General features: G+C 62.6%; 20 protein-coding genes. 6 read left to right on the forward strand and 14 right to left on the reverse strand.

Going from position 1 to position 13,473, the window contains the following annotated elements:
- Positions 1–5 precede the first annotated feature (5 nt).
- From DFR40_RS13645 to DFR40_RS13655, 3 genes are read left to right on the forward strand one after another with little or no spacing between them, the layout of a single operon-like run.
- A complete protein-coding gene (locus tag DFR40_RS13645; protein WP_121459048.1) occupies positions 6–2,048 on the forward strand; it encodes a sodium:solute symporter family protein in 2,043 nt (680 codons plus the stop codon).
- A complete protein-coding gene (locus tag DFR40_RS13650) occupies positions 2,045–2,293 on the forward strand; it encodes a DUF4212 domain-containing protein (protein ID WP_121459049.1) in 249 nt (82 codons plus the stop codon). Before DFR40_RS13645 ends, DFR40_RS13650 begins: the two co-directional genes overlap by 4 nt.
- Positions 2,294–2,297: 4 nt before the next feature.
- Positions 2,298–2,570, forward strand: coding sequence for a hypothetical protein (locus DFR40_RS13655; RefSeq protein WP_121459050.1), 273 nt, complete (start codon positions 2,298–2,300; stop codon positions 2,568–2,570).
- A 3-nt stretch (positions 2,571–2,573) separates the two neighbouring features.
- Here DFR40_RS13655 and DFR40_RS13660 read toward each other — a convergent pair whose 3' ends face one another.
- Both DFR40_RS13660 and DFR40_RS17180 read right to left on the reverse strand, forming a co-directional pair.
- Positions 2,574–2,879 (reverse strand): CZB domain-containing protein, encoded by a 306-nt coding sequence (locus DFR40_RS13660; protein ID WP_121459051.1) that lies wholly within the window; start codon positions 2,877–2,879, stop codon positions 2,574–2,576.
- A 113-nt stretch (positions 2,880–2,992) separates the two neighbouring features.
- Positions 2,993–3,163, reverse strand: coding sequence for a hypothetical protein (locus DFR40_RS17180; protein WP_170160229.1), 171 nt, complete (start codon positions 3,161–3,163; stop codon positions 2,993–2,995).
- A 165-nt stretch (positions 3,164–3,328) separates the two neighbouring features.
- On the opposite strand from DFR40_RS17180, the gene DFR40_RS13665 reads away from it, so the two are divergent.
- The gene (locus tag DFR40_RS13665; RefSeq protein ID WP_121459052.1) at positions 3,329–4,297 is read left to right on the forward strand and encodes an arsenic resistance protein; all 969 of its coding nucleotides are present in this window, start codon (positions 3,329–3,331) and stop codon (positions 4,295–4,297) included.
- 221 nt (positions 4,298–4,518) lie between these two features.
- On the opposite strand, the gene DFR40_RS17600 is transcribed toward DFR40_RS13665, so the two are convergent.
- The 12 genes from DFR40_RS17600 to cydP all read right to left on the reverse strand — a co-directional run bounded on the left by DFR40_RS17600 (position 4,519) and on the right by cydP (position 11,733).
- A complete protein-coding gene (locus DFR40_RS17600; protein WP_121459053.1) occupies positions 4,519–4,908 on the reverse strand; it encodes an RDD family protein in 390 nt (129 codons plus the stop codon).
- 71 nt (positions 4,909–4,979) lie between these two features.
- Positions 4,980–5,303 carry a hypothetical protein gene (locus DFR40_RS17070; protein WP_147431338.1) on the reverse strand — a complete coding sequence of 108 codons (324 nt, stop codon included), beginning with the start codon at positions 5,301–5,303 and terminating at the stop codon, positions 4,980–4,982.
- Between the two features lie 569 nt (positions 5,304–5,872).
- Positions 5,873–6,298 carry a hypothetical protein gene (locus DFR40_RS17075; RefSeq protein ID WP_147431339.1) on the reverse strand — a complete coding sequence of 142 codons (426 nt, stop codon included), beginning with the start codon at positions 6,296–6,298 and terminating at the stop codon, positions 5,873–5,875.
- Between the two features lie 84 nt (positions 6,299–6,382).
- Positions 6,383–6,547 (reverse strand): hypothetical protein, encoded by a 165-nt coding sequence (locus tag DFR40_RS17185; RefSeq protein ID WP_170160230.1) that lies wholly within the window; start codon positions 6,545–6,547, stop codon positions 6,383–6,385.
- A 485-nt stretch (positions 6,548–7,032) separates the two neighbouring features.
- A complete protein-coding gene (locus tag DFR40_RS13675) occupies positions 7,033–7,422 on the reverse strand; it encodes a DUF6858 family protein (RefSeq protein ID WP_121459054.1) in 390 nt (129 codons plus the stop codon).
- Between the two features lie 15 nt (positions 7,423–7,437).
- Positions 7,438–7,800 carry a NifB/NifX family molybdenum-iron cluster-binding protein gene (locus DFR40_RS13680; protein ID WP_121459055.1) on the reverse strand — a complete coding sequence of 121 codons (363 nt, stop codon included), beginning with the start codon at positions 7,798–7,800 and terminating at the stop codon, positions 7,438–7,440.
- 8 nt (positions 7,801–7,808) lie between these two features.
- Positions 7,809–8,120: a cyd operon YbgE family protein gene (locus tag DFR40_RS13685; RefSeq protein ID WP_121459056.1), complete on the reverse strand. Its 312-nt coding sequence runs from the start codon at positions 8,118–8,120 to the stop codon at positions 7,809–7,811.
- Complete coding sequence (gene cydX / locus DFR40_RS13690; protein WP_028995413.1) at positions 8,110–8,211, reverse strand: cytochrome bd-I oxidase subunit CydX; 102 nt, start codon at positions 8,209–8,211, stop codon at positions 8,110–8,112. The genes DFR40_RS13685 and cydX overlap by 11 nt, the downstream gene beginning before the upstream one ends.
- A 12-nt stretch (positions 8,212–8,223) precedes the next feature.
- Entirely contained in the window at positions 8,224–8,847 is a 624-nt protein-coding gene (petA, locus tag DFR40_RS13695) for a ubiquinol-cytochrome c reductase iron-sulfur subunit (protein ID WP_121459057.1), read from the reverse strand.
- Positions 8,848–8,858: 11 nt separating this feature from the next.
- A complete protein-coding gene (gene cydB, locus DFR40_RS13700; RefSeq protein WP_121459058.1) occupies positions 8,859–10,001 on the reverse strand; it encodes a cytochrome d ubiquinol oxidase subunit II in 1,143 nt (380 codons plus the stop codon).
- A gap of 9 nt (positions 10,002–10,010) precedes the next feature.
- Positions 10,011–11,567 carry a cytochrome ubiquinol oxidase subunit I gene (locus tag DFR40_RS13705; RefSeq protein ID WP_121459059.1) on the reverse strand — a complete coding sequence of 519 codons (1,557 nt, stop codon included), beginning with the start codon at positions 11,565–11,567 and terminating at the stop codon, positions 10,011–10,013.
- Complete coding sequence (cydP, locus tag DFR40_RS17190; protein WP_170160231.1) at positions 11,557–11,733, reverse strand: cytochrome oxidase putative small subunit CydP; 177 nt, start codon at positions 11,731–11,733, stop codon at positions 11,557–11,559. The genes DFR40_RS13705 and cydP overlap by 11 nt, the downstream gene beginning before the upstream one ends.
- Before the next feature lie 189 nt (positions 11,734–11,922).
- Here cydP and DFR40_RS13710 point away from each other — a divergent pair, with 189 nt between their 5' ends.
- Together DFR40_RS13710 and DFR40_RS13715 are read left to right on the forward strand one after the other, a co-directional pair.
- On the forward strand, positions 11,923–13,221 hold the full coding sequence (locus tag DFR40_RS13710; protein WP_121459060.1) for a sigma-54 interaction domain-containing protein: 1,299 nt from the start codon (positions 11,923–11,925) through the stop codon (positions 13,219–13,221).
- Between the two features lie 105 nt (positions 13,222–13,326).
- The coding region (locus DFR40_RS13715; RefSeq protein ID WP_147431340.1) for a redoxin domain-containing protein at positions 13,327–13,473 on the forward strand (147 nt) is incomplete at its 3' end.

A 13,473-nucleotide genomic window follows, 5' to 3' on the forward strand; every position in this document is an offset into this window, starting at 1 on the left:
CGCCGATGTTCGCCTCGCTGACCCGCCTGCAGCGCTACTACCTGTACTACACGGCGGTCTTCCTCGGCTTCGTCGGCCTGCTCGCGCTGCTCGAGCGCAATGGCATGCCGCCGCGCTGGGTCGGTTACGCCTTCCTGGTGTTCACCGTCACCATGTACGCGATGATCGGCGTCTTCAGCCGGACCACCGACGTTTCCGAGTACTACGTCGCCGGCCGCCGGGTGCCGGCCTTCTTCAACGGCATGGCCACCGGCGCCGACTGGATGAGCGCCGCTTCCTTCATGGGCCTGGCCGGCACCCTCTACCTGCAGGGTTTCCAGGGCCTGGCCTACGTCATCGGCTGGACCGGCGGCTTCGTGCTGGTGGCGCTGCTGCTGGCGCCCTACCTGCGCCGCTTCGGGCAATACACGATTCCCGATTTCCTGTGCGCCCGCTACGGTGGCAACACCATCCGGCTGATCGCCGTGTTTGCCGCCATCCTCGCTTCCTTCGTCTATGTCGTCGCCCAGATCTACGGCGTCGGCGTCATCACCAGCCGCTTCGTCAGCCTGCAGTTCGAGGTCGGCGTCTTCGTCGGCCTCGCCGGCATCCTCGTCTGCTCCTTCCTCGGCGGCATGCGCGCGGTGACCTGGACGCAGGTCGCGCAATACCTGATCCTGATCGTCGCCTACCTGACGCCGGTCGCCATCCTTTCCTTCAACGTCACCGGCAACCCGGTGCCGCAGATGGTCTATGGCCAGGTGCTGGAGAAGGTGAGCGCGCTCGAATCGCGGCTGTTCAAGTCCGAGGCCGAACTGGCGGTGCGCGAACTGTACCGCGAGCGTGCCGATCTCTACGCGCAGAAGATCATGCAGCTGCCCAATTCGCTGATGATCGAGCGCGAGCGGCTGGGCGCCGAGATCAACGCGCTCAAGTCGAGCGACGTGCAGATGCGCGAGATCATCGCCCTCGAGCGCCAGCGCCGCGAGTTGCCGCTCGATCCCGAACAGGCGCGCGAGCGCTGGGAAAAAGAGATGTTTGCGGCGGTCGACCGTAGCAAGCCGCCGATTCCGCACGCCGAGGCCTTTCCCGGCGACACCCAGGCCGAGCGCGACGCCCAGCGCATCAACTTCCTGGCGCTGATCTTCTGCCTGACCGTCGGCACCGCCGCGCTGCCGCACGTGCTGATGCGCTACTACACCACGCCGACGGTGGCGCAGGCCCGCCATTCGGTGTTCTGGTCGCTGCTCTTCATCGTCATCCTCTACGTCACCGCGCCGGCCTACGCGGTCTTTGCCAAGTTCGAGGTGCTCTCCAACCTGACCGGCATCCCGATTGCCAAGCTGCCCGGCTGGGTCGCCGCCTGGGCCAAGGTCGGGCTGGTCTCGATCGAGGACATCAACGCCGACGGCATCCTGCAGTTCGCCGAACTCTCGCTCAACCCCGACGTGATCGTGCTGGCGACACCGGAAATCGCCGGCATGCCCTACGTCGTCTCCGGGCTGGTCGCCGCCGGCGCGCTGGCAGCGGCGCTGTCCACCGCCGACGGCCTCCTGCTGACGATCACCAGCGCGCTGTCGCACGACGTCTATTACCGGATCTTCCGGCCGCAGTCGTCGACGCAGTTCCGCCTGGTCATCGCCAAGTCGCTGCTGCTGGTCGTTGCCGTCTTCGCCGCCACCGTCGCCGCGCAGAAACCCGGGACCATCCTGTCGATGGTCGCCTGGGCCTTCTCGATCGCCGGCTCGGCCTTCTTCCCGGCACTCGTGCTCGGCATCTTCTGGGCCCGCGCGACGCGCGCCGGCGCCGTCGCCGGCATGGTCGTCGGCCTCGGCCTGACCCTCTACTACATCCTCCGCCTCGAATTCGGCGGCTATGCCTGGCTCGGTTTCGGCGACGGCAGCCTCGACCCGTGGTTCCACCTGCAATCGACCTCGGCCGGCGTCTTCGGCATTGCAGCCGGTTTCCTCACCAACATCGCGGTCAGCCTGGTCACCCGGCCAGCACCGGGCGCCGCCGATTTCCTCGCCCGGATCCGCCGGCCGGGCAGCCGTCCGGAGGCCCCATGAGCGAGATTTCCCCGTACTGGCGCAAGACCCGCGCGCTGACCGCCTGGCTGCTGCTGCTGTGGGTGATCCTGACCTTCGGCGTCAGCTGGTTCGCGCGCGAGCTCAACGAATACCGCTTCTTCGGTTTTCCCTTCGGTTTCTATTTCGCCGCCCAGGGCATCCTGCTCTGCTATCTCGGCATCATCGTCCATTACAGCCGGCGGATGAACCAGCTCGACGCCGAATACGACGACGGCGAGGCCTAGGCCGATGCTGCCGTTCGCCATCGGCGCGCTGCGGGCGATTGTCGAGATGCTCGGCCTGTGCCTGCTCGGGATGGGGGCGATGGCCTTGCTCGCCGGCGCCGGACGCCAGGGCAACCCGGTCTATCGCCTGTTCGAGCTGATCACGCGGGCGCCGCGCCAGCTCGTCGCCCGGCTGCTGCCGGGACGCGAACGCCCGCTGCTTGCGGGCGTTCTCTGTTTCCTGCTGTTGTTCCTGCTGTGGCTGGCGCTGGCTGCCTGGCGTGCCGCGCTCGCCTGAAAACTAGCGCAACTGGTCGAGCGCCGCGGCCAGCTGGTGCTCGGCCTCGTTGAGTTCGGGCAGCAGCAGGTCGGCCGAATCGCTCAGACCGTTGTTGCTGAGATCGACGATCTCGTCGGCAAGCAGGTGGAAGCGCCGGTCAAGTTCGAGCACGGCGGCCGGCAACTGGCCGGCGGCGCAGGCGAGGGTGCAGCTGCGATGCTCGGAGAGCGGCATGTCGGCGTAGCTGCCGCCGGCAAAGGCGTTGAGAAACTGGCGGCGCCACTTGTGGTGCAGGCGTATGGCTTCGTCGATGTCGATACGCGTCATGAGTGCTTTTCCCCGGTGTGTGATGGCCGCTGTCGGCGGTTCTGTTCTGCCAAGGCGCCATTATGCCGCAGCCGGCTGTCGGCGCGGCGACAGGGAAAAGCGGCCGGCGAAAATCAGCCGCGCCGGCTGCGCACATGCACCGGCCGCCGCCAGCAGGCCGGCTTGGCCAGTTCGGCGAGGTCGGGACCGCGACTGCCGAAGATCGCGTGCGCCATCGCCAGGCGCTTCTGTTCGTCTTCCGAAATGCCGGCGATCAGGTCGAACCATTTTTGCAGCTGTTTCATGGCGAATCTCCTTGAACGAGTACTGTATGAATGATCAGGTGTTCGAAGATTAGCCAATGACTGGTGTTTTGTACAGTACTTTGTTCAGGTCTCGCGGAAAGCGGCTTGGCCGGTGCATGGCCAATGCGTATAATCAAACGCTTATATTATTGCCCGGAGGGCATCATGCACGGTCTACTGGCCAAATTGTCGAAAAACCTGATCCTGGCGATCCCGGCCGCGATGCTGCTCGGTTTTGCCGCCGGCCTGCTGGCGCCGAGCGCCTGGATGAAATCGCTGATCGTCCCGCTGACCTTCCTGATGGTCTATCCGATGATGGTCAGCCTGAAGCTCGCCAAAGTCCTCGAAGGCGGCGACGGCAAGGCGCAATGGCTGGCGCAGGCGATCAACTTCGCGATCATTCCCTTCATCGCCTACGCCATCGGTCGCGTCTTCTTCCCCGAACAACCGTACTACGCCATCGGCCTGCTGCTGGCGGCGCTGCTGCCGACCTCGGGCATGACCATCTCGTGGACCGGCTTTGCCGGCGGCAACCTCGGCGCCGCCGTCAAGATGACCGTGCTCGGCCTGATCCTCGGTTCGCTGGCGACACCCTTCTACGTCCAGTGGCTGATGGGCGCGACGGTGCCGGTCGACCTCGTCGCCGTCTTCCTGCAGATTGTCTTCATCGTCTTCCTGCCGATGCTCGCCGGCCATGTCACCCAGTCGCGACTGATCGCAAAATACGGCCAGAAAGCCTTCCAGAGCGACTGGGCGCCGCGCTTCCCGCCGTTCTCGACGCTCGGCGTGCTCGGCATCGTCTTCGTCGCCATGGCCCTCAAGGCCGAACAACTGGTTGCCCGCCCCGGCGAACTGCTGCAGCTGCTGCCGCCGCTGCTCGCGCTCTACGCCATCAACTACCTGCTCAGCAGCATCGTCGCCCGCAGCCTGCTGCCGCGCGGCGACGCCATCGCCCTGGTGTACGGCACGGTCATGCGCAACCTTTCAATCGCCCTGGCACTCGCCATGAACGCCTTCGGCCCCGCCGGCTCCGATGCCGCGCTGGTGATCACGCTGGCCTACATCATCCAGGTACAGTCGGCGGCCTGGTATGTGAAGCTGACGGATCGGTTGTTCGGGGAGAGGGTGGGGTGACAGGGCCGCGTAGCTTGGAGAACATTGACTGAAGAAGAGCCTTCATCGGCGGCGACACTCCTTACTTCCTGTGCTTGAAGCCAAATTCGGCATCACTTGCGCTATACATCGGGCCGGCAGGAGCACGATGGGGTTGAAGCGGCGGAACATTGATCACAAGTGTCCTCGAGACGAGATCTGAAAGCGTCTGCCGCGAGGGCAAGGTGAACATCATTCCGAGTTCAACGATGATGGGTGTAAGGAAAAGACTCGCCCGCCAAGCTCCGGGGGGGGGCATAGTCGAGAGCGGCCCAGCCGGTGAGAAATAGCAGGGCTGGCCGAAAAACTGCCCGTAAAACGGCTTGGCGAGCACTTAGGAGCGTGCTGCTCGAAGCACTGACGAGTCGCATATCCATGTAACGCAGGCCAAGCGTTACCCCGTTGAAAGATGAGTAACACAGGGCGTGGTAGAAGCCGTAGACGACTAGCCCCGCCGATGCAATAACCTTGAACTTGTTGAGATCCAAGAAATGAACGACAAGCCCGAGGAGACATATCGATATGAATAGATCGACGAAGCCGGCGGTCACACGGCTAAATGGACGGGCCATGAAGGGCGCGCTATTGGCCATTGCTGTTTAGGTAAAGGGTGGCCCGCTTGCGGGACGTAGAGCGATCGAAGGGAACGTTTTTGACCGTAATGTCAGGCGGCATAGGCATGCGGATAAACCTCAAGGTTGCCGAGTGCAATAGCGCTGCTGAATGCGGCCAGAATTTCCTTGGTGACTTGCTGCTGATCCGAACAAACAACCGCGTCGCGGTAAGGAACACGAAAACATAAAACAGCCAGTTGGCCATTATCTAGTTGATAGCCCCACCAATCCTCCTCACCGCCATAGGTCGCGAACGAGTTGGACTCTGTGAAATGCGGAGCACCCAAAATTGTGTGCAGTGCGATTCGCTCAATATCGTGAACACAAGCCACCTGCCATAATTTTGATTGAATAGCTGGTAAGAGTGGTGTCATCGTTTTGTTGCCGTATAACGTGCAGCTCTAGTTATCGCCGGAGCGCGCAGTGGGGATCGTCAGATCGTCAAAAAATGCTCCGGCGTGGGCGAGGTGCATCTCAGCGGCTAGGGTAATGTCAGAAGAAGCTGAATGCACTCGTCCATGCTTAGCGCGCTGACTGGGCTGGGCATTCATCAGAGGATACAAACCTCGGATAGGTTGGTCGAGACGACTCGAATATCCTGACACATTGGCCAATATGGCTGAAAGGGTAGTCTGAGATGGCAACAATATCTCTTCCGTCTTGCGAAATTATTCGGTACTCGAATACCGATACGGTTGTCTTTTTCTGAAGTACATCACCAAGTATCAGTCCGACAGGACCGATGGCAGTAGCTATTGCCGGCCCCGTGTTTGGTGAATCGGCACGCGCTTGGATTTTTTCACCGATTTGCTTCTTGGACACGATTCGTCCAAATGACTCCAGTGCATTTGGATCATAACTCGGTGCTTGACTTGCGCAACCGCAGAGAAATAAAAAGACGACCGTGGCAGTGCTGGTGCTGCTTATCTTTCTGGATGATGGATTAGCTATTTTCGACATGAAGACGCCATTCTGGTGAATAAGAAGAATACCCGCTGGATTCCGAATAATCGGAAATATAGCTATATCCCTCGCCTCTGCTAGACAGATTGAACAGAAAGGCCGAAAGCTCCCCTAGTTGGGACTCCGAGCCCGAGATCCTTAAAACGTTACGGGATAGCCAGTCCTGCATTGACGAATATTCATTCCTTGAATTTTGCAGGGAGGTGAACAAATCGACAGATGCGTTGTTTTTTGATATCTCAAGGTTAATTGACGAATCATTATTCAATGCAACTGCTTCGGATGACGATATGGCGACGCTGACCTGCTCGGCAAACAATCGATAGTCTTCGGAAGTTCCATAAATAACAATGTCATCAATAAGTCCGTTGGAACGAAACATTTGGCGAAGCTCGATTCGCAGCATGGATTGACCTTGTAGCGATGGCTAGGGTTGTTGCGCGTTGTAGTGCAGAGTGCGGCAACCGAAAAGACAGAGGTTAATCGTCAGTCAGATCAGGAGTTGAATAGACACTGCGAGTGTTTTTGAGATGGTTTCAGAGCGACGAGCATGCTCGAATCCTTGAGTGTTGCAGGTAAGGGGAAACGGCTTGCGAGACGGTCCTACAGCTTTAAGCTGCTCGTTGAGCGGGATATCAGGATTGGCGCGGTTCATTATTTTAGCCTTTATTACGAGGAGATCTTATTAGCTCAATTATTCCAGTGACAACCAGAATGAAGCCAAGAGGAGCGGTGCCTGCGAGGCCGAAATCCGACAAGTAATGCCACATAAGAATTGTGTTGCCACTGAAGAATCCAGGAAATGCCGAAACGAAGGTGAATATTGCAATTGGTCCGAGTGGCAGGAAGAAACCTAATGCAATTCTTGCTTTGGGCATAAACCTCCCCGATTCAGTGGGCGCTCTGAGCGCGGTGTATAAGACAACCCATCGCCATATATCCTCTCAGGCAAGACACGCGCAGCGACAGGATTGATGACGAAATGATTGTGCCATCGGCATTGGCTGTTGTCATTCTGGGATGCTTTTGCTCTGGAATCTGCCTGCTGGAATTCCCTCGAATTTGACGGTCGACCGTCAGATCGGCAAAAAAATGCCCGGCGCGCGGCCGGGCGAAGGCGTGAAGGCGGAGGTGGGTTGCCTAGACGTTTCTAAGGGCCAGCGTCCAGGCTTCCATGGCCTGGTTGGCGGGTTGCATCGGGGCTTCCATGAAGCTGATGACGAATTTGTCGCCGATGTCGGCGATGCCGATCGAGCGCGGGCGGACGGCGAGGACCTGCGGGTTGGGGATGGCGAAGCCGAAGCAGAAGACGATGTCCACGGCGGCGATCAGGCCGGGCATGATCTCGCCGCCGATCTTGGTGGTGTGGGCGAGATGGTCGAAGACGGCGATGAACTGCACCTTCGGGTTCTCGGCGATCTTGGCCTTGTAGTAATCGACCAGCGCCGGGACGGACTGAAAGCTGGTTTCGTGCTTGCCGATCTCGGCGACGAAGACCGGGTATTTGTCGTTGAACAGGGTGTGTTTCATCGCGGGCTCCTGGGGTCAGTGCGGGTGGTGTTCGTCGTCGCAGGCGTAGGCCGGGCTGCGCGTGAGCAGGCAGCCGGCGAGAAAGTCGGCGATGGCGCGGTCGGGGTCTTCCTCGCAGGCGAGCAGCGGCTGCACGCCGAGATCGATCAGGCGGCGGAAAAGGTGGCTGCCCATGCTGCCGGTGATCAGCGCGTTGATCCCGGCCAGCGGGGCGGGCAGGCCGCTGCCGCTGGCGTGGAAGCTTTCCGCGAGCGGCAGTTCGACCAGGCGCTTGCCGGCGACGCGGTTGGCGTCGATGTCGTAGAGCCAGAAGTTGCGGCATTTGCCGGCGTGTTCGGTGATCGTCCGGCGGTTCTGGCTGGTGATGGCGATTTGCATGATGTTCCTCAGAAATTGATCAGCGGGTGGCCGATGGCGTCGAGGCGGGCCAGCGCCAGGAGCAGGGCGGCGATGCTGGCGCTCCCAGAGAACAGCCAGCGCGGCAGCCAGTGCAGCGGGACGAAGCCGACGCCGCGGACGAAGCCGGCGCTCATCGACCAGAACAGCAGCATGGCCGCCGGGTGGTCGGCATGGCCGGCGGCGTCGGTGGCGATGCCGGGCAGCACGGTCATGACGACCAGGATGAGCAGGGCGATGCCCAGTGGCAGCGCGGCGATGCCGGCTTTGGCTGGCGGCTCGGGCAGCGCGTCAGCGGCCATTGCGTTCTTCCTCGAAGTCGCCCCACAGGGTGTTGAGGATGGCGAGCAGCACGGCGAAGCCGATGCCGAGTACCCAGGCGAAATACCACATGATGTTTTCCTTTCAGGTCTTGTCCAATTCGTCGCTGCCGATGATCAGGCGGGTGTCAGTCAGATACCGGTGCGGCGGGATTTCCAGGTTGGTCGGGGCCGGTTTGTTCTTGAACACGCGGCCGGCGAAGTCGAAGGTCGAGCCGTGGCAGGGGCAGAGAAAGCCGCCCGGCCAGTCGGCGCCGAGCGCCGGGTCGCCGGGGGTGAAGGCGTTCGACGGCGAGCAGCCGAGGTGGGTGCAGATGCCGACGGCGACCAGCATTTCCGGCACCCGCGAACGGGTTGCGTTGGCGGCGTAGGCTGGCTGCTGCGAGGCAACGGTCGAGCCGGGGTCGGCCAGCATCGGTTCGGCCTTTTGCAGCGCGGCGAGCATGGCCGGCGTGCGGTTGAGGATCCACACCGGCTTGCCGCGCCATTCGACGACCATCATCTCGCCCGGCGCCAGCTTGCCGATATCGACTTCGACCGGCGCGCCGGCGGCGAGCGCGCGTTCGGAGGGCATCAGGCTGCTGACGAAAGGCACGATGGCGGTCAGCGCCAGCGCGCCGCCGGCGCCGGCCGTCGCCATCATCCACTGGCGGCGGGCCGGGCTGGCGCAGACGGTGAAGGACTCACCGGAACACAGGCATTCGGACATGGCGTTCTCCCTTAGTAGGCGGCGTGGTCGTTCTCGCGGATGTAGGCGGCGGTGACCTTGCCGGCCATCACCTTGTAGGCCCAGCCGGTGTAGGCAATGATCAGCGGCATGAAGATCAGCGTTGCCCAGAGCATGATGTTCAGCGTCAGGTGGCTGGAGACGCTGTCCCAGACGGTGAGGCCGGAGCGCAGGTCGGTCGACGAGGGCATCACGAAGGGGAACAGCGAGGCGCCGGCGGTGCCGATGACGCCGACGATGGCCAGCGATGAGGCGACGAAGGCCGCCAGCGTGGCGCGGTTGACCGCCAGCAGCATGGCCGCCAGCGTGCCGGCGTAGGCCAGCGCCGGCAGCAGCAGCGTCGCCGGGTATTTGTCGTAGTTGGCCAGCCAGGCGCCGGGTTGGCGGATGACTTCCTTGTCGAGCGGATTGGGCAGGGCCGCAGGGTCGACCGTCGACACGATGGCAAAACCGTCGATGCCCTGCCACAGCCAGATGCCGGCCGCCGAGAAGGCGAGCAGCAGCAGGCTGCCGAAGATCAGCATGGCCGTTTGCGTGCGCCGCTGGACGGCGCCTTCGGTGCGGTGCATCAGGTAGATCGCGCCGTGGAAGGTGATCATCGCCGTCGACACGACGCCGCAGAGCAGGGCGAAGGGGTTGAGCAGGGCCCAGAAGCTGCCGGTGTAGTAGGGCATCAGGTTGTCGGCGAAATGGAAGGGCACGCCCTGGAACAGGTTGCCGAAGGCGACGCCGAAGATCAGCGGCGGCACGGCGCCGCCGACGAACAGGCCCCAGTCCCAGGTCTGGCGCCAGGTCGGGTTGTTGATCTTGCTCCGGTAGTCGAAGCCGACCGGGCGGAAAAACAACGCCCAGAGCACCGCCAGCATCGCCCAGTAGAAACCGGAGAAGGCGGTGGCGTAGACCAGCGGCCAGGCGGCGAAGATGGCGCCGCCGCCGGTGATGAACCAGACCTGATTGCCGTCCCAGTGCGGGCCGACGGTGTTGATGACGATGCGCCGTTCGACGTCGTCCTTGCCGACAAAGGGCAGCAGCGTGCCGACGCCCATGTCGTGGCCGTCCATGATGGCGAAGCCGACCAGCAGGACGCCGACCAGCAGCCACCAGATGAGTTTCAGCGTGGGGTAATCGAAAAGCATGGTTGTTCCTCAGGCGTGAGCGTATTCATTGTCATAGCGGCCGGTACCCAGGCTGCCCGGACCCTGCTTGGCGAAGCGCACCATCAGGTACATCTCGACCACCAGCAGCAGCGTGTAGAAACCGACGAAGCCGGCGAGCGAGCCGTAGAGGCTGCCGACCGACAGCGTCGACACCGACATGTGGGTCGGCAGCACGCCGTAGATGGTCCACGGCTGGCGGCCGTATTCAGCGACGAACCAGCCGAGCTCGCAGGACAGCCAGGGCACCGGCAGCATCCACAGCGAGGCGCGCAGCAGCCACGGCTTGTTGGCGAAATTGCCCTTGACCGAGGACCACAGCGCGGCGCCGAACAGGGCCAGCATCAGGAAGCCGAAGCCGACCATCAGGCGGAAGGTCCAGAACAGCGGGGCAACGCGCGGGATGGTGTCGGCCACGGCCTTCTCGATCATTTCGGGCGTCGCGGTGCCGACATCGACGACGTACTTCTTCAGCAACAGGCCGAAGCCGAGGTCGCCGACGTGCTGTTCGAACAAGGCCTTGGTCTCGGCGTCTGCCGGGTTCTTGCGCAGCTTTTCCAGGGCGCCGACGGCGATCTGGCCGGACAGGATGCGTTCGCGGTTCTTCTCGCGGATTTCCTTGATCCCGGGAATCTGCTGGTCGAGCGAGCGGGTGCCGATGATGCCCATGACCCAGGGAATCTCGATGGCGAAGTCGTTCTTCATTTCGGCTTCGTTGGGAATTGCGATCAGGTTGAAGCCGGCCGGTGCCGGTTCGGTCTCCCACATCGCTTCCATCGCGGCCAGCTTGGTCTGCTGCGCTTCACCGACGGTGTAGCCGGATTCGTCGCCGAGCACGATGACCGAGCAGATCGAGGCAAAGCCGAAGGCGGCGGCGATGCGGAAGCTCTTCTTGGCGAACTCGACGTCGCGCCCGCGCAGCAGGTAGAAGGCCGAGATCGAGAGGACGAACATGGCGCCGGTGACATAGCCGGCCGAGACGGTATGGACGAACTTGGCCTGGGCGTCCGGGTTGAACAGCACGGCCCAGAAATCGACCATTTCCATGCGCATGGTCACGTAGCTGAACTCGGCGCCGACCGGGTTCTGCATCCAGCCGTTGGCGATCAGGATCCACAGCGCCGACAGGTTGGTGCCGACCGCCATGAGGATGGTCACCAGCAGATGCTGCTTGCGCGACAGGCGGTCCCAGCCGAAGAAGAACAGGCCGATGAAGGTCGATTCGAGGAAGAAGGCCATCAGGCCTTCGATCGCCAGCGGCGCGCCGAAGATGTCGCCGACGTAGTGCGAGTAGTAGGCCCAGTTGGTGCCGAACTGGAACTCCATGGTGATGCCGGTGGTCACGCCGAGCGCGAAATTGATGCCGAACAGCTTGCCCCAGAAGCGGGTCATGTCCTTGTAGATGGTCTTGCCGGTCATCACGTAGGCGGATTCCATGATCACCAGGATCCAGGTCATGCCGATGGTCAATGGCACGAACAGGAAGTGGTACATCGCGGTGATCGCGAACTGTAGCCGGGACAGGTCGACAAGCTCTTCACTGAGCATGGGTTTCTCCTTGCGGGGCGGTGGTGAAATGGCGGGCGGCCGTCGTCTCGTCGACGGCGACCCGGACGTCGCGGATGAACAGCCACCAGATCGCCGTCAGCAGGATCAGCTTGGCGATGACGAGCAGGATCAGTTCGCGTCTGAGTCGGCGGTCGCGGCGGTCCATGGCGGGCTCCGGTGGTTGAATAACAGTCTTTGCTTATCAAGAGCCGTGCCAGCCTGAGCGGGGCTGAAAAATCGTCGCAAGTCATTGATTTGAAAACCTGCGGCGTTTCGCCGCAGGGTGGTTGTCTGGGCTTTTTCTGCCATCTGTGGCAGAGTGTGGCAGTGATCAATGGCAGTAATTGGCGGAGAAATGGCAGACAACGACGGCAGCCCCCAGCTCAGCGAACTGGTTTCCTTCCTGCAGACCTTGCCCGAGCCGCACATCCTGTGCGACCGCGACTACCGGATCATTGCCGCCAACGAGGCTTACCGCGCCAACTGGCCGGATCGCCAGGAAGTCGTCGGACGCAAGTGCTACGAGGTCTCGCACCGCTACGCCGTGCCCTGCGACCAGGCCGGCGAGTTCTGCCCGTTGCAGCGCAGCCTGCGTTCCGGCCAGCGCGAGCGCGTGCTGCATCTGCATCACACGCCGCAGGGCGAGAGCTTCGAGAACATCGAGTTATCGCCGATCCGCGATGCCAGCGGCGAGATCGTCTATTACATCGAGAAGCTCGAACCGCTGCCCGGCGCCCGCAGCCAGGCGCACGCGCAGGGCTTGATCGGCCGCTCGCCGGCCTTCGTGCGCATGATGGAAATGGTCGCCCGCGTCGCGCCGTCCGACGCCGCCGTGCTCCTGCAGGGCGAATCGGGGACCGGCAAGGAACTGGTCGCCGGCGCCATCCACCGGATCAGCAAGCGCGCCGACCAGCCCTTCGTTGCGGTCGACTGCTCGGGGCTGCCGGAAACGCTGTTCGAGAGCGAACTGTTCGGCCACGAGCGCGGCGCCTTCACCGGCGCCACCGCGCGCAAGACCGGGCTGGTCGAGGCGGCGGCCGGCGGCACGCTGTTCCTCGACGAGGTCGGCGACATTCCGCTGTCGATCCAGGTCAAGCTGCTGCGCCTGCTCGAAACCGGCACCTACCGCCGGGTCGGCTCGCCGGAACTGCGCAAGGCCGAGATCCGCATCGTCTCGGCGACGCACCGGCCGCTGGCCGAGATGGTCGAGGCCGGCAGCTTCCGCCAGGATCTGTTCTACCGCCTGAACATCTTCCCGATCTTCCTGCCGCCGTTGCGCGAGCGCGGCGACGACGTGCTGCTGCTGGCCGAGGCGCTGCTCGCCCGCGTCGCCGGCGGACGCAAGCTGACGCTGTCGGCGGCGGCGCAGGCCTGGCTGGTCGGCTACGCCTATCCGGGCAATGTGCGCGAACTGCGCAACCTCCTCGAACGCGCCTGCCTGCTCTGCGACGGCGACGAAATCCAGCGCGAACACCTGCCGGCCGGCGAAAATGCCGCGTTTTCACGGTCGACCGTGAAATTCACCGAAAAACCGGCGCCCGACCTGCGTACCCTGGCGCGCAGCTTCGCCGGCAACCGCAAGGCGCTGGCCGCCGAACTTGGTCTTTCCGAGCGCACCCTCTACCGGCGCTTGAAGGCTGCCGGGCTTTCATAGCAATTACGTATTGATGGAATTTGCTTAATCAATTGGATCAATCGGTCCGGGCTTTCTAATATTCTCCCTGTCGTCACGACCCAACCCCTCAAGGAGAAAAGCAGAATGTCCATCATCAATACCAAGCTCAAGCCCTTCACCACCCAGGCCTACCACGACGGCAAGTTCGTCACCGTCTCGGATGCCGACCTCAAGGGCAAGTGGTCGGTGTTCTTCTTCTACCCGGCCGACTTCACCTTCGTCTGCCCGACC

This window comes from Azonexus fungiphilus (assembly GCF_003634965.1).
GTDB classification, from domain to species: domain Bacteria; phylum Pseudomonadota; class Gammaproteobacteria; order Burkholderiales; family Rhodocyclaceae; genus Azonexus; species Azonexus fungiphilus.